Here is a 19,244-nt window from a genome sequence, read left to right on the forward strand (position 1 = left end):
CACTTTAACAGCTGGCACCGGGATTTTGAAGTTTTTTACTTAGCACAGACTGTCCAATGCTGTTCAATCAACAGCGTATCACCCTGAAAAACACGTCCGGTAAAATGATCATTTTCAAACAGTTGGCCAACACCTTTAGGCGTGCCGGTCATCAATACATCGCCCTCTTCAAAACTCATAAAACGACTTACTTCGGTGATGATATCTTCGGGTTTATGAATCATTAAAGCAACATTTGCATACTGGATTAATTTATCATTGATAAATAACTGCAGCGACAATGTCTCCAGCGCGTCGCTAAAACTGACAAATTCGCTAAACACCGCTGAATTATCAAAAGCTTTGGCGCGTTCCCAGGGTAGCCCCTGAGTTTTTAAGGTTGACTGCAAAGCGCGTTTAGTCAGATCTAAGCCAAAACCCACGGCGCTTATTTTCCCGGCATTGATAATAAATGAAATTTCAGCTTCATAATGGATAGGTTCAAGGTCATTACAGATTATTTGCTCAGAGATGGCAGAATTGGGCTTAACAAAAATAACCGCTTGTGTCGGTAGCTCATTATTTAACTCTTTAATATGCTCAACATAATTACGGCCAATACAGACCACTTTAGAAGGGCAACATAATTTACCATCGATCTTTATTTGTTTCATACCAGCACCTGTTTTTAGGTTAAATCATTCCGCGGTTAAGTCCCGCAACGTCATATTCACAAGATTAAATCAGCACAACCGAGCATTAAGATCCGCTGCTGATTAGAAACTACGGGCTTTTACCGGTTTAGCGGTATCGTAGACAAGTTCATAATAGTGATTATTGTTATACTCAAACTCTTGAATCACAGAAAGTTTTAATTTTTTAGTATGGGCCGCAAAAGAGCGCGGATTAATTTTATTAATAAAAGTCACTAAAATCGGATAACGTTTGGCCATTTCAACACGGGAAAAATCAAAAATATCCTCCAGCATGCCCGATCCGCGATAACTTTTATCAATGCAAACCGGGCCGTATTGATAAGAATTATCCACACTTAAGGTTTGCCCTAAATAGGTTAAATTGGGTAAATCTTTGATCATATGCGCAAACATTGGCCATCTTGACCAAAATTGCCAGGAAGCGGCCATCACGTAGGCAACAACGGGCTGCCCCTCTTTGGCGATAAATAAACCCTGCTCTTGATTAATCAAATCCGTTAACTGCTGTTGGGTAAACGCGGTGGTCACAAAACCGTCTTTTTTATCCTGTTCGTTAATAGTATCAACCTGATATTTTGCATGCAGTGCCAATATCCCCGGAATATCGCTTAACTCTGCAATTTTAAATTCCATTTTTAAAACCTTTAATTGATTATTAAGTACAGAAAATAATACTAAAAATACTTTTCAACCAAAACAGATTAAAAAGCCCTTAATTCAAACAATAACCCAATTTATCCCCGTGAATACGGGGAACACTTTGTGGAGCTCATTCACTTTTACTATTTCCACGGTTCATCCCCGCGGGCACGGGGAACTCCAATATCAACCATGATACTGCTATCAACAAAGCGGTTCATCCCCGTGGACACGGGGAACACTCCACGATTTTCAACAAGGTCGTCAATCTTACCGGTTCATCCCCGTGGACACGGAGAAGACACGCTTAATAGCCATAAACTCTATCGATATATCGGTTCATCCCCGTGAGCACGGGGAACGCTATATATATCATTGTTTTGTAAAGATGAATAGAGAACTTCAATAACCACTGATTTTTAAAGAACAAATTTTTTAATTTATTTGATTTCAGGTTTGAATTTAACCAATCTTAGCCCATCCAACTCAACTGACATACGGCAATTTTCACCGTAAGTGACAAAATAAAATCCTGATTCGGTATTGATTGACCATGCCACGACAATATTTCTATTTTCAGCAAGCTCATTAATCTGATACCAGATTATTTTTCTCACTCACCCTGAAACATCACCCACATAGACACCTGCTCACACTTCTAACAACCAAACCGCTAATCTCCCCCGCAAACGAGGTCGAACAGTTTCTGTTACCACTGTGACCATTGACATATTTATTGCTGGTTAAGAAGTGCGATGACCGTCATCACCTATCGTCTCAGGCATAGGAATACCTAACGGCTGAGCATCCTCGTAAGGCTCTGGCGGTTTTATTTCTCTAGCGTCTAACACTTCTTCTATCAATGGAATCAGCCTTTTTAAGATCTTGGTTTTTCTAAAGGATTTCCTGCATCAAATGCGTGCATTCCGATCCGGAGAGTATGTTTTTTTAGCTTCAACCTGAAAGGCGACCTGCACAACCGTTTCAAATTTTATAATATCGGAAATATCATAGACAAAACTCAAGGCTTTACCCGTATGTGAAAATCCAATCGCCGGGGCATAACCTGCCGCTAAAATTGCCGCCTTCGTAATGCCATTCAAATAAGAGATCGCGGCACTGATACATTGATTAATAGTATCCCTTTACCCCAGTCTTTTCGATCATAGCGCCGCCCATGCCATTCAATCCCATACTGCTTAGCGAGTAACTGGTAGGTTTTTTTACCCTAGCCCCTCAATTCCCCGTAATTGTTCGACACTGCGGCGTTGCGGTGTTGGTCACCACAACGCAGTTCAAACATTTTACGAACAATCTTTAAACGCAATTCAGCATCTAATGCTAATTGGCCTGATAAAGTAATTTATCACTGCGTGCACTGCCCGGCTGAATAAAGCCTAATACCCGTTTCGCCGCCGCAAATACTGGCAAGTTTAATGGCGGCATGGCTAACCCGAGTACCCGACTCAAGCATAATGCATGCGATAGTGCCGACTGTGATATGCATTCGCTCGCCATTTTTATCAATAACCACAAATGCGCCGTCTTTTACATCAATTTGTCTCATTCCCACAAAGCTGATCGACGTTCGTGCTTTTATTGGAATGGGTTTAAGGAGAATAAATGTCACCTTTCAGCCTTCTTCTTTCAATAGAAAATCAGATTCTTGTTTCTTATATAACGTACTCTCTCCTTTCACTAGGGCTTTAAAGAGCGGAAGATCATGCTGATATTTTCTTTGAACGCCCATAAAGATCCGTTGCGCTTCTTGCTTAAGTTCACTGACGGCTGTTTTTCTTAATTCAGAGGCCTCTTTGCGTTCAACATCAAGCAGGGTTCGTTGAATAATTTGCTGCGCATTTGCGCTAAAGCGGTACATTGCATTTTCTTTAATTCCCCCGACAAAATGTTTGTCATAGCCAGCCCCAAACATTTTGTTAAATGCCTGCGATAAGCGGTTTTTTTGATCAAGCCCAGAATCCAGCACTTGAGTCACTTTGCTCAAGTGTTTATTTAACGATGAGGGCATGGAATACAAATCATATACGCGACCCGTAATCCCGCCTTGATCGGCAATATTACCGCCAACTAATAAATTGCTTTGACGCGGGGTTTTCATATATTGAAATTGTTTAATAATATAAGCAGGCTCTACCGTCGCTTTATCGGTTTCTTTACCCACGATATAACTGCCCAGTTCTTGCCAACTTTGCCAGTTTTGATCACGGGCACACACGGCAAAAGCTCCATCTTCTTTTATGGTTCGCGGTGTATAAGGATGGGGCCACCAGCTAGCCCCCGACTCCCGTCCATTTTTAGTTGAACCATAATTACCTTTATATTTTTCTCGATTAAAGGTTTTGACCGATTGCAGCGATTCAGTACCGCAAATATCGCAAAGACAAGGTTTATTTTCAACGTTAAAAGCGATGTGATAGGCCAAAGCAAATAACCCACGATCAAGACCTATTTTTGATGCCTGATAAACGATCCCTGATAAGGGTGCTACCCACATCGGTCTCGATTCGGCATTGCTGTCAAGTTGTGCATAATCATTAAAGTAATCTTTAGCAATTGTATTGTTCAAAAGTGTTTGTTTTAAATTTTCACCTGCAATTAAGGTACTAATTGCCCCGCCACCTCGAATGCCAGTCGCACCAGAAGGGCCAAAGCATTCACCTTTGATATTCATGTGCAGGTTATAATTCAGAACATGAACACAATCAGTACAGCTTATTTCTGTTTTTTCAATTTCCGAGAAAAGCCCCATCGCGTTAGCTGATGTTCCGCATTCAATGCCTGATAATAACTTAGTGATTGGCGCACTAGGCCATTTGGCATTAGCGGGTGGTTTAGATTGCATAAAACAATCATTTTCAAACCACTGACTTTCCACTTTGTCCAGAGCCGATTCATATTGCTCAGGTGTTAATCCATTTTTTAGATAACCTTTAAGATCTGCAATTGTTGGCCGTAGCAGGACAGTGCTGAGCGAACTTAACAGTTGCAACATTGCCAGCTGAATTTCATCAAAATAGTATTGCAGTTGGTAGTTCTGCTCTCCGGTTAAAATTGTTTTTAAGGAGACTTTGCCTTGCGTGGTGGAAATGAAATCGTCTTTAAGCAGGTTCATTCATTTCCTCCTTATTATTTTGTACTTTTGCTATTTGGCCGCAAACATAGACTGTCCGCATGGCGTATTTGCGTGGTATTGCGGTGATCAGGTCGCGCACCTGCACGATAGCCACTTGATTATCACCACCAACATCACTAAATATTTGCCCCTGTCCGCCATAATGTTTCAACGCATTAGCGGGGTTATCATGATCACTCACAGCTTCAAACAAGGGCCGGGTTAACGGACAAGATTTACGCCCCTGAAACAGAGTAAATTCAGGCGCTTTTACTTTACTTGTGAGTGTTGCAATGATGCTATTCTCCGCACTGATGGCAAAGGTGTGCTCACTGTCGCACCAGTATTCCCGGTAGGTTGGTTTCACTCCCTTTTGAATTTTCCCCTGTGGACTGCGAAAATATTGCACCGTATGGTAATCCACCATTTTTTCACCACTTAGGTTAACCTGCACCGCAATTTTCAGCTGCTTTGAGAGCGTATAAAGCTGATTGAAATTTTCACGGGTTATCCCCATGGCAGCGCCTAGCATACCCATAACGGCCGAGCGCGTTGGAAAGTGATTTGCTCTGCGCTGCACATCAAAAGTTTGCAGGCCGTAGGCCGACATTCCTACGGTTTTTAATATCAAGGTTTTCATCACACGTATCCTTTGCAAACTTAAAAACGAATCTCACTGATTTTGTTAACCAAATTGATCTGTTTACTTTGCGCACTATCGGTTAAATCAAGTGCTATCGCCTGTGAGTCAAGCTCATAAGCATTGGTTAGCCTTTCATAATGTTTCACTAATGCTGCTATGGAGTTTTCCATCACATCACCATTATTTTCAATTGGTTTTCTAAAGGCGTTGGCAAGGGAAATCGGCTGATTGGAATGTGTGGCCATCACAAAATCAGCCTGATTGTAGGCTGCAAATACTTTTTGCTTGGCGCTAGGTGATACCTGAGCAAAACAACGGATCATGGTATTAATAATGGGCGTCACTTCACTCACGGTGGATTTAACATTTTTTGCCAATAAATTAACATTGATTGAAGCATAACGATAAAACACACCCGAGCTGAATTCCATTGTCCCTATATGTCCGGAGCCTTGCTCTGCTAAATCATCACAGGCGGTAAACCAATCCACTTCAATATCCGCGCTGTGCGTGGTTAAACTGTGCGCGACACTCATTGATGCTTCAACATTTCGCTGTGGACAGCTGGCATCCATCCGACCTGACAACGCCACATCGCTGGTCGGGATTTGCACGATTTTTTTAAGATCTTTTAATTTAGTTCCTTCATTCACCATATTTATGGCTTCGCGAATGGCTCCAATTACAAAAGGTTGTACCGCATCGAAATTTCGTAGTCCGGTTTTCTTATCTTTAGTTACTTTTGAACCCATGTTTAACAACACATCTTCAATTAATTTGACATCAGTTTCAGGCATTGCTTCTTTGCATAGGGCTAACAATTCATCAAACTTATTGGTACGAATAGACTTTTCCGCAACGGCTTCACTATAAATATCACTTTGACGAATAGCACGCTTTAAACATTGGCTGGAAATACGGCTGCGTACACTACCACCAAAAACGGCGGTTTTTTGCATGCCAGAGTCATCTCTATTCATCATCGATGATGGATGGGAGATAAGAGTATGAATATTAATAAACGTTGTCATGGAAAATATCCTTTTAATTAATTTGATAATGGTTAGCTGGCGGCTTGTGTATCGTTGGCTGATAAAATGAAGTTTTTTAATAGATTACGGCGAGTATTGTCATCCCAAAATTGAGCTAACTTGCCGATACTTTCCAGCTTAATATTGTCGCAGCGTACTAGCTGGCGTTTCAAATAATCAATGCCGTTATCACCACTACGGGTGATTTGAATGATTTGCGCTTCTTTTACGCCCGCATTTAATAATGCATTGGCAACATTCACGCCTGGCTGATCATCACTTATTTTAAGGCCAACCAATAAATACAAAATACGCTGTGTTTGCAGTGTATCTTTCGCACCGCTGAATTTTAATACTCGAAAATAGGCTGGGGAGTCGGCCAGTTTTTTTAAATTACAGCGTTTTAAATCTGCCTTATCACCATCACTTAGTAACTGATAAGCTGTATATATTATTTGATACATACTCTGTCCTTATTGTGTGCGGGCAAGTGATAACAAACCTGCTCCCGCATGTTTTTTACGGCCAATTCCCATCACTAATGCACGCTGTATTTGCTCACTATCGGTTACCTGTAAAATGCCTTCAAAGCAGACAAAGCGACTATTGTATGATTTTTTACTGCACACCATAACGTTATCCATGGCCGTCACGGTCACATTAGCTCCGCTGAGCTTTCGCTGTAACCACTCTACCTGTTCATTGGGATCTTTTATCTCTATTACTTTTTTACCCTGGCTCAAGCACTTTGTCGGGTAAGCCAGCAGTTTGAATTTATAAAATGCAGCTTGCTTAATCTCAGCTAAAAATGATTTACTGGCTAACACCTTGGCTTGTTCGCTGCTTTTAGGCTCGGTGCTTGATTGCAGCAAAACTTTACACGACTTGCGATCCGCCACTTCAACTCGAAATAAATGATCACGCTTACGATCCGCTACATTCGCAAACAAACTCCAAATAGCTTGATGCTGCTCATAAATGTCATGCGTGTTGAGCATCACCTGTGATAAATACATAGTTAACTCCCTGCTGTTAATAGTTACGTGCGATCGCCATTGGGCCTAAAAAGATGCGTTTGATTGCTATTGTTGCTCACGTTAAAGTGTTTTGAAAATACGGCAGTAATTTAATAGCTGCTGTTTGTTACTCAATAAAAGGGTGATCAGAAAGGCTGCCAATAAGATGCACAAAAGAAATCGCTGAGAAAATTTTTTCCGCACAAAGTCTGTTTGCCGATAAGCCTTAATACTCTTTTGTGCTGCTGTTTAACTGAGGAATAACAGCGCCTTGGAATCGCTTGCACGCACAATTATTTGAAATGTTTTTTTCTTGGGCCGCCATTACTTCACCATTATTTTACACCTACGTTAAAGTGAAAAATAAAATAACAAATAATCAACAAAGTATCAATAAATCTCTTTTTAACTAAGCATTTAAAATCCATTGGTTTTAGTGCTTCAGTCTATAAATCTGCAGATCGTCTGTGCTTTTTTATTGATAGGCTGCCTGAAAAAGGATGTTCTAAGCCTTAAATAAAGAGAGGAAAATATTCAATAACCGTTAATCAAAGTATTTTAAGGTGCAGATTCAGCATTTTGCTCTGATCCTGGAACAAGTTACCCGTGTTACAAGGCAATGAGCGCTTTCGGACAAATCTCTCAAGGGCAAGGCACTAACCGATGTTCTTTGTGGTTAATAGAAGGTTAATAGGTTTTTATTCATGGTATTGCTGATTCCAGCATCTGCAAGTGATTTGGGTATACATCCCCACTAAAAGTAAGTACTCTTGCGCGTTTCCTGTTATCTGAATATTCTCATTCCTGTAGCGACTCAGATTTAATATACATTTTTAGGGCGGTAAATGTGACGACCAAAGTAATCCCAGAAGTAACGACCGAAATAACGGCCAGAAAAACCCATAGTCTGTCGACAATGTTAACTTTTATTGTGCCTTCATTAATCGGCCTTTTATTGTTTATGACGCCAGTTTCTTATCAGGGTGATATTACTATCCCCATTGCAATTGTAGCTAAGGGACTGCTGAGTCTGCTCGGTGATTCAATCACAGCGTTGGTAACAGGGGTTGTGTTATTTACCGCTTTTATGACGCTGCTCAGTAAATTTTTCAAGATTCAATTCATTCAAGACAGTGATTTTTTAAAAGGCTTATTGAATGTTTCACCCGTCTGGCTGGTGATCCGCCTACTCGGTGCCATCTTTATTGTGATGACTTTTTTTACTGTCGGCCCTGAAGCCATTCATTCCGGCAATACCGGTGCACTGGTTTTAAACGATCTGCTGCCGATTCTATTTTGTGTGTTTATTTTTGCCGGAATGTTACTGCCGCTTTTATTAAACTTTGGGCTGCTTGAGCTGTTTGGCACGTTGTTAACCAAAGTAATGCGTCCGGTATTTAATCTTCCGGGCCGCAGTGCAATTGATTGCATGGCATCGTGGTTGGGTGATGGCAGTGTTGGTATTTTACTGACCAGCAAACAATATGAGTCGCGTTTTTACACTCAGCGTGAAGCGGCGGTTATCGGGACAACCTTCTCGGCGGTTTCCATTACCTTCTCTCTGGTGGTTCTTTCCCAGGTCAGACTTGAACATCTGTTTGTGCCTTTTTATCTGGCTGTTTGTGCTGCCGGTGTAGTTGCTGCGATTGTTGTGCCGAAATTACCCCCGCTTTCCTGGAAGAAAGACAGATATATCGATGGCAGCGAGTTATGTGCTGATAATGAGTTAACACCTGCCAACCATCATGTTTTCTCATGGGCGTTGGAGCATGCTTTAAACCGAGCGGCAAACACGCCAGGTTTTAAGGCAACTTGTAGCGACGGCCTAAAAAATGTCATTGATATGGTATTTGGTGTTATTCCGGTGATCATGGCAATTGGCACAATGGCGCTGGTGGTTGTTGAATACACGCCTATTTTTGAGTACTTAGGTTATCCATTTATTCCTTTTCTGGAATTGCTGCATATTCCGGAAGCCGCCGAAGCCTCAAAAACCATTGTGGTGGGTTTTGCGGATATGTTTATCCCCTCTATTCTTGCCGCTTCAATTAAATCTGATATGACCCGTTTTGTTATTGCGGCCATGTCCGTTACTCAGCTTATCTATATGAGTGAAATTGGTGCATTAATGCTGGGCAGTAAGATTCCGATCAATGTCGCTGAGCTGTTTGTGGTTTTCATTTTAAGAACCTTAGTGACTTTGCCCGTGATCGCCGGCATTGCCCACCTGATTTTTTAACTTATTCCCAAATTGCTTAAAGATACAAACATCAGCAAGCAGTTTGGGTATGTCACCTGTACAGGAAATTAAAATAGAATGGATAGTTCAGCTTATCTGCATGCATTAACAGCACTCTTTGTGATTATCGATCCGATCGGAGCGGCCCTTATTTTTAACTCCTTAACGGGGGATTGTGAGAAAAAACACCGCACCGTGATGGCGGTCAAAGCGGTGCTTATTAGCGGAGTCACCCTGATCCTGTTTGGTAATTACGGGGAAGCCCTTTTTTCACAATTGGGCATCAATATTAATTCACTGCGCATATCGGGTGGATTGCTGCTCTTTTACACGGCTTTTAATATGGTGACCAAAGCAACGGGCATTATGTCTGCTAGCAACAGTGATGATATTTCAGTCTATCCTATGTCTATTCCGATGATTTCCGGGCCAGGTACGTTAACGCTGTCGATTCTGCTGTTTTCGCACACCACAGAATTAACCGGCAAACTTGCGGTCTCATCTGCGATTATCAGTATTCTAGCACTCACCCTTTTTTGTATGCTGGTGTCTAAATATCTGAAGAAGATTATCGGTAAGACCGGGGATGAAATTTTAAAGCGGTTTTTTGGAATCATCCTTGCAGCGCTTGCTATTCAGTTTATTTACGATGGTATCAAGAATATCGGCTTTTAATCTAGATGCTTCGAGCTTTCGAGCATTCCAGCCTTAAAGCTTTTCAGTTAAGTAAAGCCCTCTTCAATAAAACGCAGTTGCAGACTGTTTTGATGATCTGCCCCGCGCGCTTCCAGCCCCACTGAAATCCCTAATAAACGCACGCTTTTCTCGGGATGATGGGCTAACAGATGCTGCATTAGTATTTTTAACATGGGCAAAGATAATTCAGCCGACTTTCGTTCCGCACTTTTTTGGGTGAAATCGCCAAACTTAATTTTAACCCCCACTTTATTGATCTTTTTTTCTTTGAGTACTTTTTCCAGACGTCTGTTCAGCTCATCATAAAATAACGCTAACTTTTCAAGACACTGCGCTTCATTAAGCAGATCTTTTTCAAAGGTATGCTCAACCGCCAATGATTTTCGCGCGCGATTAGGCTCAACCGCGCGGTTATCTATGCCCCGGCTAAAATTAATTAAGGACTCCCCGAGCTTGCCGAATTCGCCGAGCAGTTGCTCGGGCCGATACTGCTGGACATCCCGGCAAGTGAACAGTCCCTTTAACGCCAGTTTTTGCTGGGCAACCTTGCCCACGCCGGGTATTTTTTTAAGGGTTAAGGCTTTAACAAATTCAGGTACCTCATCGGGAGTAATGACACACTGCCCGTTGGGTTTGTTTTCATCGGAAGCAATTTTTGCTAAAAACTTGCAGGGCGCGATACCGGCAGAGGCCGTTAAATTTAACTCTTCAAAAATAGCGCGGCGGATATCCTGTGCAATATAGGTCGCAGAGCCTTTAAATAAACGGCAATCGCTGACATCTAAAAAAGCTTCATCTAATGAAAGGGGCTCAACCAGGTCGGTATAACGAAAAAAGATGGATCTAATATGTTTGGAGATATCGACATAAACGGACATTCGGCCGGGAATAATAACCAATTCAGGACACAACTCTTTGGCCTTAAAACTGGGCATGGCAGAATGAATGCCAAACTCACGTGCGATATAGTTACAGGTAGACAGCACACCACGACGCTCACTGTTGCCGCCAATGGCTAAGGGAATATTTTGGTATTGAGGATTATCACGCATTTCCACGGCCGCATAAAAACAGTCCATATCGATATGGATAATTTTGCGTTGCTTAAGGAGGAGAGTATCAGACAAAATAAACACCTGTTTTTATAGACAGCTTATTTTGAACTTTTTTAGTTATAATGCAACTGCTATTTATTGAAAGGGTTAGCAGCAACAGGGAAAAGAAGTTTCAGAGTAAGAACAAGCAGGGAGTTGTTTTTTACAAAATATAAAAAACATCTCCCTGCTTAATGATGATTGCTAACAACGATTATTAAGCAACTATTCTCTTTTCGATTAACGATTCAATATGTTTAAACTCAGATGAACCGTGACGCTCTTCAAGTATCGCATTCAAGCAGGATCTTACTTCTAACTCATGCTCTTCTAACGTATTTTTAATAGCAAATGAAGTTAGCGTTTCGATAATTTGCGGATCACCTAAGTGATGTGCAGACAGTTGAATCTCTTCTATTGTATTATTTTGCATTTTTTTATCCTAATTTAATAATATTTGTTACATTCAAATCTTGCTCATCTTTATAAAGATTACGTCATACGTATCTTCAAAAAATAAAAGATCGTTACAGAGAAGATTACCTTCCTGTGGCTGATATAACAAAATTGCAAAGGTTTGCAATTACTCGCTTTTACTAAGCTGACATCATGTCAATTTTTATAAATTTACCGCTTCCATCGATAATATTAAGTAAATTACACTAGTCATTAAGCGATTGGAAGACGCTAAATTTCAAGATGATTTAGTCAATTACGCCAATCACAATTTAAACTTAAAAGCAATATTTTCCCTCTAAAAATCCTATCACACTGTTTTTAAAGCAACTTATTAATTGTGACATAGATCACGTTCCAGCCGATGTTAAAATATTTTTATGTTTTTCTGCTGAAAAACATTAGTTTCATATGCCAAATATTTGACTTTAATTTCATGCAAATGCTATTTTTTATCAACTCTTCTCCCATAATTAACCAGAAAAAAAATATTTATTATGTTTTTAGTCACCGTTACGACCAACTAAATAGTCATACAAAAGCATAATACAAGCTGATATTAGCGCTTAATTTAATATTTTTCAACATAGAAAAAGGTTCAGACAAGAAATTAGTTGTTCTGGCTGTAACAACACTGGCATGAGTGTGCTTTATTGAGCACGAAAAAACCCAGAAAAGGAAAGTATTTGTTAAGTAACAAATTGTTACAATTAGTTACAAAAGTAAGATGTTATTTTAATAACGCTTTAACTGTCCAAAAAACAAAAATAGTGAGTAACAGGTAAAATAAATTCAAAGCCTAAAAGATGCTTTTATATGTTTTCTAAGCTGCACAAATAAACATAAAAGTACTGGGTTTTGTATTACATAATTATGATTTGGATGATAAAAATATTTGGCTTATAGGTCTCTGCCCTTTGATCTTGGTATAAAATTAACAGATATTTTTTGAATCCCTCTGCTTATTGATCGGCTCGCAATCAACAAGCTGCTCTGATATTTGAAAAAGAAATAAAAACTGATCATTAACATTGACCTTACCCTTAGGGTAATACTTATACTGTGTGTATCTTATCGGTAACTCAAGGATCTGTCATGACCAATTCATCCACCTTAAAACTGCCCGTTTACGGTATGACCTGTGCGGGTTGTGCAACGGGATTGCGATCTGCATTAAATGCGCTAGAAGGTATCCAAGCTGAAGTCAACTTTGCATTAGAAGTTGCACAGATAAGCTTTGACCCCGAGATAGACCATAAAAATACCCTCAATTTAATTATGAGCGTGTTAGATCAGAAAGGTTATCAAACAGATACTGAAACTATTCTTTTAACGGCAGAGGGTTGGAACTGCGCAAATTGCGCTAATACAACCAGTAAGATGCTTAATGCGCAAACCTTAGTGTTAAATGCACAAGCTAACTTGGCCACTGAAAAAGTGCAGGTGCAAACCATTAAGGGCGCCTTAAAAAAAGCTGATATTGACACTTTTTCATCATTAATCCCCTATAGTTTGAGCATCTCAAGCAAACAAAACTTTAAAGCTGAAAACGCATTAAAGATAGCCAAACAAAAAGCTGCGGATAAAAAAGCGCTGCTAACGATCACCATCTCAATTTTGCTTAGCCTGCCATTTTTAGTGAACATGGTAATGATGTTTTTTAACAACCATATCTCCCTATTATCTCCGTGGTTAGAATTTGCTTTAGCGACCCCGGTGCAATTTATTATCGGCGCCCGTTTTTATAAAGGAGCCTGGTTAAGTGTCAAAAACTACAGCACCAATATGGATGTATTAGTGGTACTGGGAACCAGTTCCGCCTATTTTTACAGTTTGTTTCTTTTGTTCGGCGGCTTAAATCAGCCTCTCTATTTTGAATCCAGTGCCATGGTCATCACCCTGGTTACTCTGGGTAAATATTTAGAGCATCGCGCTAAGCAAAGTACCACCAGTGCCATTAATGCTTTGATGGCATTACGCCCCGACACAGCCAAGGTCAAAAAAGGCAATATTTTTGTTGATGTGAATATTGATCAAGTACAACTGGGTGATTTAGTGCAGATAGCGATAGGCGAAAAAGTCGCCGTTGATGGTTTGGTGATCGAAGGCCAAAGCTACCTGGATGAATCTTTATTAACCGGTGAGAGCAAACCCGTTATAAAACAGCATAATGATTCGGTCATTGCGGGCAGTATTAACGGTGACGGGGTTTTATTAATCAAAACAACAGCCGTGGGAGAATCTACCAGTCTCAGTAAAATTATTTCCTTAGTTGAAAATGCACAAATGAGTAAGGCCCCTATTATGCAACTGGTTGATAAAATCAGCGCTATTTTTGTGCCCGTTGTGCTACTTATTGCGACCATCACATTTTTAGCTTGGTATCTGTTAACGGGTGATTTTCAACAGGCCTTAATCAGCGCCGTCGCCGTCTTAGTTATCGCCTGTCCCTGTGCACTCGGGCTAGCGACGCCAACAGCCATGGTTGTAGGTACCGGCGTTGCGGCACAAAAAGGGATCTTAATTAAAGATATTGATACGCTGCAAAAAGCCCATAAATTACAAACTATTATCTTTGATAAAACCGGCACATTAACCCAGGGGAAAGGGGTAATAAATGACATTTACAGCACAACTCAGAATAATACTACGCTGCTGAGTATGCTAAGCGCCCTGCAAACGGGCAGTAAGCACCCTATTGCACACGCCATTAAAAACTACTGTGAGAAAAATGCTATCAGCCCTTTAGAGGCGAGTGAGGTACAAGCAATCAGTGGCCAGGGTATTCAGGGAATCGTTTCAGGAAAAGGTTTAGTCGCGGGTAATATTAGTTTGATGAATCACTTTGCGGTTAAAATACCGGAGGGGTTATTAGATAAACAAAAAACAACCACGGGCAGTATCGTTTATGTCGCAGCCGATGGTGTATTTTTAGGTTATGTCAGTGTCGAAGATGCGCTTCGCCCGGAAAGCTCCGAAGCGATTCAACAGTTGCAGGGCCGCGGCCTAGAGACGATAATGTTAAGTGGAGATAAACAAAGTGTGGTTGAGCATATCAGTCAACAACTGCGAATGAACAAAAGTTTTGGCGAATTAAAACCTGAGCAAAAACTTGAAAAATTAACCCTTTTACAAAATAGTAAACAGGTCGCTATGGTGGGAGACGGCGTAAATGACGCACCGGCGCTGGCGCAGGCCGATGTCAGTATCGCGATGGGTACTGGCAGTGATGTGGCCAAAGAGAGTGCTTCTATTACTCTGATGCGCAATGATCCACGTTTAGTGGCTTTAGCAATAGATATTTCAAAGGCCACCTGGGGTAAAATACAGCAAAATCTATTTTGGGCATTTATTTTTAACACTGTTGCTATTCCGGCAGCTGCGCTGGGTTATTTAAATCCCGCTATCGCGGGCGGTGCAATGGCTTTATCTAGTATTACCGTTTTAAGCAACTCTTTGCTGTTAAAACGTTTTAAAAGTCATCAAGTTAAGTAATCTAGCGCTTAAACAGAAAAGCAGATGGATTATTAAAATTTCACCTATATTCAATCAGTAGCGGACACTTAATATGTTATCTATCGGTCAGGCAGTAAAAGCAACGGGTTGACCGAACAAATCAATCGACAGGCTGGATGATTAAAAACATCATCTATATTCAATCAGTAGCGGACACTTAATATGTTATCTATCGGTCAGGCAGCAAAAGCAACGGGATGACCGAACAAATCAATCGACAGGCTGGATGATTAAAAACATCACCTATATTCAATCAGTAGCGGGCACTTAATATGTTACCTATCGGTCAAGCAGCAAAAGCAACGGGTTGACCGAACAAATCAATCGACAGGCTGGATGATTAAAAACATCACCTATATTCAATCAATAGCGGGCACTTAATATGTTATCTATCGGTCAGGCAGCAAAAGCAACGGGATGACCGAACAAATCAATCGACAGGCTGGATGATTAAAAACATCACCTATATTCAATCAGTAGCGGACACTTAATATGTTATCTATCGGTCAGGCAGCAAAAGCAACGGGATTATCGGTCAAATCAATCCGTCATTATGAACAGATAGGATTGATCCCGCCGCCGCCACGCAGTGAAAACGATTACCGCTGTTATTCGGAATCGTTAATTAAACGCTTACATTTTATTAAAAAAACCAAAGAAGCAGGTTTTAACTTAAAAGAGAGCAAAGCATTATTGCTGTTATCTGAAAATAAAAGCCGCAACAGTGCAGATGTAAAAGCAATCACAGAGCAAAAAATAGAAGAGTTACAGCACCGCATCGATCAGCAACAACTTTTATTAAATAGCCTAAAAGACATTGCCAAGCAGTGTCATGGTGATGAAAACGCGCAATGTGCGATCATTGATGCTTTTGTTAATGAATAAAGGTTAAAGAATAAATTCTCAAAAAAAAGCCCCTTTAGCTATATAGCTAAAGGGGCTGCTATTTGCAAAAAATTTATGCGTTCTTTATTCTTTCGGCTTCTACTTCTAGTCCTAATTTATGGAGACGCAACTCTTCGTCTTTATCGCCCGCATTAGGATCATTGAATACATCAACATCCATTTCCCCTTCAGATTTTGCGACAATACAGGTAACAACACAGTCGCCGGTGATATTAACCGCGGTACGGATCATATCTAACAATCTGTCGACACCCATAATAATGGCAATACCTTCAACCGGCAGACCCACTTGATTAAGTACCATCGCCAGCATGATCAGTCCAACACCGGGTACACCGGCTGTGCCAACGGATGCTAGTGTGGCAGTTAAGATCACCGCAGCATAATCCGCTAAGGATAAATCAATGTTAAAGGCTTGTGCGATAAATACCGTCGCAACCCCCTGCATGATTGCAGTACCATCCATGTTAATGGTGGCGCCCAGCGGTACGGTAAATGATGCGATTTTATTGGAAATACCTAAACGCTTAGTGGCAGTTTCAAGTGTTACCGGAATGGTTGCATTTGATGAAGCCGTTGAAAAAGCAAAGGTAATGGCGGTTTCCATTTTCTTTAAAAAGAGAATTGGATTAAGACCGGTAAACACTTTAAAACAAACGCCGTAGGTGATTAAACCATGCAGTATTAATGTCGCAGAAAGCACTAAAAAGTAGCTTAATAAATTGCTAATCGAATCTAATCCGATTTCCGTAAATAATTTCGCCATCAAGAAAAATACACCGTAGGGTGCAATATTCATTAACATCACAACCAGCTTCATGATCACTTCATTAAGATCAACAAAAAAGTCGGCAATACGCGCACCCGATTTACCGGAAGCGCTGACTGCGATACCAAACAAAATAGCAAAAACAATAATTTGTAAAGTGTTACCTTCTGCCATTGCATTAATGGGGTTGCTAGGAAACATGCCAACAATAACCGAACCTAATGAAGGCGCTTCTGATGATGCGAAGCTAGTGGCGGAAGAAAGATCAATCCCCACACCGGGCTGAAAAATGTTGCCCATAATAATTGCAAAAGTAATAGCAATCGCGGTGGTCATCAGGTAAAAAGCGACGGTTTTTCCGCCTAAACGCCCCAGGGTTGAAATATCTTTTAAGGAACTGGTTCCGCAAACTAATGATACAAAAATAAGCGGTACTACTAACATTTTCAAGCTAGCGATGAATATTTTCCCACCCACTTCAAAAAAACCATTAACAATATATTCATTAAAAAATGCGTTGTCATGTAAAAATGTACGGATTAAAAATCCCGTCATAATACCAATAAACATACCCAGTAGAACACGTTTAGTGAGCGACATTTTTTGTTTTTTTTGTGTCATGTTAACTCCTTTGAGATTAATTATTATGGTCGACAAAAGTACGCCGTGTTATAAACTAAAGCCTGAATTAGATGTTAATTCCCTCGCATTACAAAGTGTCAGAAAATAAGATTATTGTAATAACCGCATTTATTTAGCGCTATAAAATAGCTTTAAAGCCGTTAATAAAACTATTGTCCAGTGATTGGAACTTTTACTGATATTAATCGCGTCATCCCCCTTTTTTATGCTTATTTTTCATTTGTTAATAATCCGTAACAGGAGATTAGCAATAAAAAAGCAGCGAATATTTTAGGGATAGCGGATAAAAAAGGTTGCTTGCAAAATTAAAATTGAAGCGGTTTTTACTTATAAAAAAAACAGTAAGGTAAAAATATGCTCAGTTTAGAGAAGTATGCCGTTTTTTAGTGTACTTAAAATCACCCTTAGTATGAGGGGAGCCTTGATCACCAGAAGTACCGGGATAGACAATGTGACCCTCACGGTCAAATTAAGTGAACGCAATATAGCAGTTTAGGAGGCCGCAATACAGGGCTATATAAGGGGTCAGATCATAATAAGTCGTGAAAAAGCGTAATCAACCGCCATTATTGTATGAAAATCACTCATAAAATCGAGAATAACCTAAGAAAAAGTTGATTGAAAAATAAATCTGACGATCTTATTTTAAAGAAAAGGTCTTTTTGGATATTAGCTGGCCATTAACAATAACCGACAGGTGATGTAAACCGGGGTAGTATTTGCGTGTTGATATTTTTTTGAAATCAAACTGTTTAGCGATGTTTTTACAATTTGTGGTGATAGTTGATTCTGATATTTGGAAAATTTTAGCTGCTGAGCTGCCATTTTTTTTGATGAAATCAATGGCAAATTCAACACGTAGTTTACCTAAGACTTGTGGACTGCTTAGGGTGAAGGAAAAGCCTAATTTTTCTCCCATCAGGACCACATCATCGACATTAAAAGCGATAATTTTTATATTTTCAGGCCGGTGGAATCCAAATAAGGATAAGACGGTAGGATCCGCCTGCTTTAATAATCCCCGGCAGGCATGCTTAACCAGTCGCCGTCTGTTGTTATAAATACTGTTGTTAATACTGTTATTAAGACCGTCTGCTTTTTCCTGTAACCAGTTTTGCGCAACCTTTATGACAACGTCCGGATGATCCTTACTGATATCATTTAGGTTGTTGGCCACACTGCGACGCACATATTCGCTATCATCATCTTTTAATTGTTCAAGAATGATTAACAGCGGCTGCGGGTCTTTTTTAAATTCGAATAACGCAAAGGCCCAGGGCAAACGTGGCCGGCAGCCTTCGGATGCAAGGCGCCGCACATGTTCATTGCCTGATTGGCTCCAGATAAACATCTGTGCCATCATCGCTTCGGGGTATTTAATAAGAAAGGGCCGGACGGCAAATTCTGCGCTTGAGTAGCGGGTAAAATATTCCAGCGCCTGGAGCGATGTTTGGTAATCTTCCAGGCCATATTTTTCAACAAAATCAGGAAAGAACAGCGCTTCATAACCGCTAAACCGGGGAGCAACTTTTTTCAAAATGACAATGCTTTGCTCAAAAGACGCGGGAAGAAAGCGATGCAGGGCGCGGGTAATAGTGCTCATCCGTGCCTTCAAGGCTTTATCATTCCACTCTGCATCAAAGATGAGTTTTTGAAAAGCAGTACTGCAAAATTCTGGATAAACGTATAAAACCTGCTCGGCAAGATCAATAATAAAGGCCTTGCTATAGACATCTTTTAACAGCTCAGCCATCTTTTTTCCTTATCTC

17 protein-coding genes and 1 pseudogene are annotated in these 19,244 nt (G+C 40.4%); 4 read left to right on the forward strand and 14 right to left on the reverse strand.

What is annotated here, in order from left to right:
- Positions 1-35: 35 nt before the first annotated feature.
- From ACJAZP_RS02835 to cas6e, 10 genes and pseudogenes are all read right to left on the reverse strand, one after another.
- A complete protein-coding gene (locus ACJAZP_RS02835; RefSeq protein WP_415229219.1) occupies positions 36-653 on the reverse strand; it encodes a fumarylacetoacetate hydrolase family protein in 618 nt (205 codons plus the stop codon).
- 102 nt (positions 654-755) lie between these two features.
- Positions 756-1,328, reverse strand: a complete 573-nt coding sequence (locus tag ACJAZP_RS02840) for a GNAT family acetyltransferase (RefSeq protein ID WP_415229220.1) — start codon at positions 1,326-1,328, stop codon at positions 756-758.
- Between the two features lie 446 nt (positions 1,329-1,774).
- Positions 1,775-2,065, reverse strand: a pseudogene (cas2e, locus tag ACJAZP_RS02845) (type I-E CRISPR-associated endoribonuclease Cas2e).
- A gap of 180 nt (positions 2,066-2,245) precedes the next feature.
- Complete coding sequence (locus ACJAZP_RS02850; RefSeq protein WP_415229221.1) at positions 2,246-2,437, reverse strand: hypothetical protein; 192 nt, start codon at positions 2,435-2,437, stop codon at positions 2,246-2,248.
- Between the two features lie 263 nt (positions 2,438-2,700).
- Entirely contained in the window at positions 2,701-2,964 is a 264-nt protein-coding gene (locus tag ACJAZP_RS02855) for a hypothetical protein (protein ID WP_415229222.1), read from the reverse strand.
- 3 nt (positions 2,965-2,967) lie between these two features.
- A complete protein-coding gene (gene casA / locus ACJAZP_RS02860; RefSeq protein WP_415229223.1) occupies positions 2,968-4,467 on the reverse strand; it encodes a type I-E CRISPR-associated protein Cse1/CasA in 1,500 nt (499 codons plus the stop codon).
- Complete coding sequence (gene cas5e, locus ACJAZP_RS02865) at positions 4,454-5,107, reverse strand: type I-E CRISPR-associated protein Cas5/CasD (protein ID WP_415229224.1); 654 nt, start codon at positions 5,105-5,107, stop codon at positions 4,454-4,456. Before cas5e ends, casA begins: the two co-directional genes overlap by 14 nt.
- 20 nt (positions 5,108-5,127) lie before the next feature.
- Positions 5,128-6,141 carry a type I-E CRISPR-associated protein Cas7/Cse4/CasC gene (cas7e, locus tag ACJAZP_RS02870; protein WP_415229225.1) on the reverse strand — a complete coding sequence of 338 codons (1,014 nt, stop codon included), beginning with the start codon at positions 6,139-6,141 and terminating at the stop codon, positions 5,128-5,130.
- 32 nt (positions 6,142-6,173) lie between these two features.
- A complete protein-coding gene (locus ACJAZP_RS02875; protein ID WP_415229226.1) occupies positions 6,174-6,605 on the reverse strand; it encodes a type I-E CRISPR-associated protein Cse2/CasB in 432 nt (143 codons plus the stop codon).
- A gap of 9 nt (positions 6,606-6,614) precedes the next feature.
- On the reverse strand, positions 6,615-7,157 hold the full coding sequence (cas6e, locus tag ACJAZP_RS02880; RefSeq protein WP_415229227.1) for a type I-E CRISPR-associated protein Cas6/Cse3/CasE: 543 nt from the start codon (positions 7,155-7,157) through the stop codon (positions 6,615-6,617).
- A gap of 916 nt (positions 7,158-8,073) precedes the next feature.
- Between cas6e and ACJAZP_RS02885 the strand changes: the two genes are divergently transcribed.
- On the forward strand, positions 8,074-9,396 hold the full coding sequence (locus tag ACJAZP_RS02885; RefSeq protein WP_415229295.1) for a YjiH family protein: 1,323 nt from the start codon (positions 8,074-8,076) through the stop codon (positions 9,394-9,396).
- Positions 9,397-9,474: 78 nt separating this feature from the next.
- Positions 9,475-10,071, forward strand: coding sequence for a MarC family protein (locus ACJAZP_RS02890; protein WP_415229228.1), 597 nt, complete (start codon positions 9,475-9,477; stop codon positions 10,069-10,071).
- A 47-nt stretch (positions 10,072-10,118) separates the two neighbouring features.
- Here the strand turns inward: ACJAZP_RS02890 and dinB are convergent, their stop codons facing one another.
- Positions 10,119-11,219: a DNA polymerase IV gene (dinB, locus tag ACJAZP_RS02895; RefSeq protein ID WP_415229229.1), complete on the reverse strand. Its 1,101-nt coding sequence runs from the start codon at positions 11,217-11,219 to the stop codon at positions 10,119-10,121.
- Positions 11,220-11,403: 184 nt separating this feature from the next.
- Positions 11,404-11,619: a hypothetical protein gene (locus tag ACJAZP_RS02900; protein WP_415229230.1), complete on the reverse strand. Its 216-nt coding sequence runs from the start codon at positions 11,617-11,619 to the stop codon at positions 11,404-11,406.
- A 1,118-nt stretch (positions 11,620-12,737) separates the two neighbouring features.
- On the opposite strand from ACJAZP_RS02900, the gene ACJAZP_RS02905 reads away from it, so the two are divergent.
- Together ACJAZP_RS02905 and cueR are read left to right on the forward strand one after the other, a co-directional pair.
- Complete coding sequence (locus tag ACJAZP_RS02905) at positions 12,738-15,137, forward strand: heavy metal translocating P-type ATPase (protein WP_415229231.1); 2,400 nt, start codon at positions 12,738-12,740, stop codon at positions 15,135-15,137.
- Between the two features lie 513 nt (positions 15,138-15,650).
- Positions 15,651-16,043, forward strand: coding sequence for a Cu(I)-responsive transcriptional regulator (gene cueR, locus ACJAZP_RS02910; RefSeq protein ID WP_415229232.1), 393 nt, complete (start codon positions 15,651-15,653; stop codon positions 16,041-16,043).
- A 73-nt stretch (positions 16,044-16,116) separates the two neighbouring features.
- Here cueR and ACJAZP_RS02915 read toward each other — a convergent pair whose 3' ends face one another.
- Together ACJAZP_RS02915 and ACJAZP_RS02920 are read right to left on the reverse strand one after the other, a co-directional pair.
- Positions 16,117-17,454 (reverse strand): dicarboxylate/amino acid:cation symporter, encoded by a 1,338-nt coding sequence (locus tag ACJAZP_RS02915; protein WP_415229233.1) that lies wholly within the window; start codon positions 17,452-17,454, stop codon positions 16,117-16,119.
- Between the two features lie 661 nt (positions 17,455-18,115).
- Positions 18,116-19,228, reverse strand: a complete 1,113-nt coding sequence (locus ACJAZP_RS02920; protein ID WP_415229234.1) for a DNA alkylation repair protein — start codon at positions 19,226-19,228, stop codon at positions 18,116-18,118.
- Between the last annotated feature and the right edge of the window lie 16 nt (positions 19,229-19,244).

The sequence above is a fragment of the Psychromonas sp. genome (genome assembly GCF_047632955.1).
Lineage (GTDB): Bacteria > Pseudomonadota > Gammaproteobacteria > Enterobacterales > Psychromonadaceae > Psychromonas.